2 protein-coding genes are annotated in these 1,778 nt (G+C 46.9%); both read left to right on the top strand.

Features of this window, described 5'->3' with window-relative positions; all coding sequences use genetic code 11:
* Window positions 1-643: disulfide bond formation protein B (locus Q0135_RS02105; protein WP_297987871.1), on the top strand; the 643-nt coding region annotated here is incomplete at its 5' end.
* Window positions 644-651: 8 nt separating this feature from the next.
* Complete coding sequence (locus Q0135_RS02100) at window positions 652-1,464, top strand: hypothetical protein (protein ID WP_297987869.1); 813 nt, start codon at window positions 652-654, stop codon at window positions 1,462-1,464.
* Window positions 1,465-1,778: the final 314 nt, after the last annotated feature.

Here is a 1,778-nt window from a genome sequence, read left to right as displayed (position 1 = left end):
CGCTCTCATCGCTTTGCCCGTAGGTATCGCATGCCTTGTTTTGGGCTTTGGTATGGGCGATAGTCCCTGCATCATGTGCTGGCACGAGAGATTTTGCATGGTCGCGATCTCATTTATGGCCCTATTGATCGTTAGATACGGCTTTACGGTCAAATACCTAGCCGCAATCCTCTTTTTAGCATGCCTCGGGCTATACGACGGCTTTTTGCACTACAGCCTCGACGGTACCGGCGGCGGCTACCTCGACATCAAGCAGGGCTTCGGGCTTGAAATTTTAGGCGCGCACACGCAGTTTTGGGTCGTAGTGGTGCATTTTTGCGTCATTATATTTTTGGGCGTGATTTTGCTGCTAGGCAAAAACGTAGGTAAAATAATGCAAAAAAGCGAAGAGGGCGCATACGGCGCGGTTTTACCCAAATTTGCGCTAGGCAAGATAGCCGTGGCAGCCTTTGCGATCATCATGGCTTTTAACTGCGTGCAGGCCTTTATCACCGCAGGCCCGCCGCCCTATCTAGCCTCCGCGACGCCTTCGCGCATGAGCATCGATCCGTCAAAGTGGTTTTGGGAGCTTGATCACTGGGAGGAGACCGAAATTGACTTCCGCGAAAGCTGGAATCCAAAACTACCGAATTTACCGAAGTGAGGCTGAAGATGAAAAGATTTCTAAATTTAACCCTATTGTGCGCCGCACTGGCGCTGGGCAGCGAATTTAATCTAAATCCTGCGGACGGCGCAGTGGCAAATTTAACGCCGCTACGCAAAAGCGGCGAGATAACGCTAAATTTAAAAAACAATAATCCCGTCACGGGGCTTGACTACGACGCGGCAAGCGGAAGCTTCTTGCTCGGTACGCTAAAATTCGAGCTCTACGAAATGGACGGCGAGCTAAAAACCGTAAAAAACTATCTACGAAGCACGCCCGATTGGATAATGCAGATGGAAGAGACCGTCGCGGCGAGCTTTTTTAAAGGCTCGGTAGGGCTCATGAGCTATAATAAACCCTATGAGTTTTTCAAGCCCGCACCGAACCAAAGCAAAGAGGAAGCAAACAAGGCGTGGCGTTATCTGCACGATGGATACGAAAATTTCACGCTCGATTTCAAGGACCGCTACTCCACTGTGCGCGCCAAACAGCAGTATATCCTAAGCTGGGATCACTCGGACTTTTACGGCGAGTTTTTCATCGCGAGCGTGCCTGATGATATCAAGCAAAGCTGGAGTGTGGCGAGCTTTAGCGACGCCGATAATCTACTCTCGAGCGAATTCGTGCCGAGCTTCGATGAGGCTCTCGGCGTAAAAGACGGCAGGGACATAAACGACTACTATATCACGGGTATGGATGCGAGCGGCGAGTTTGTTTATCTACTCTCGAAGCAATACTCAAGCATCCTAAAGCTTGATCCGCGCAGCAGAAAGATCGTGGAGATTTATAGCTTGAAGGCGCAAACGACGCGCATGCGCTAGCTATCAAGGATGGAAAATTTTACGTCGCGTCTAGAGAAAATGGAACGAATAAAATTTTCGTTTTTGAGAGGTGAAATTTAAGCCGTCTTTTGGGCGGCTTATTTTAAAAATAATCTAAAACATAGTATTTAGCCCTCGCTCATTGTCGAATTGATATCTGCCAAATAATTTTTACCAAGTTGCTTAAAGTCTATTTTGTTATAATGTTATTACCAAAAGGAGCAAAAATGAAAGTACAAATCCTAAAACTGCTACTAGCTATGAATTGGTCGAAATATCTTATTAAACTACTCACATAATTTTTTGATTTTATG

The organism is uncultured Campylobacter sp. (assembly GCF_937981295.1).
Classification (GTDB): Bacteria; Campylobacterota; Campylobacteria; order Campylobacterales; family Campylobacteraceae; genus Campylobacter_B.
This window is presented reverse-complemented; position numbering and strand designations above follow the sequence as displayed.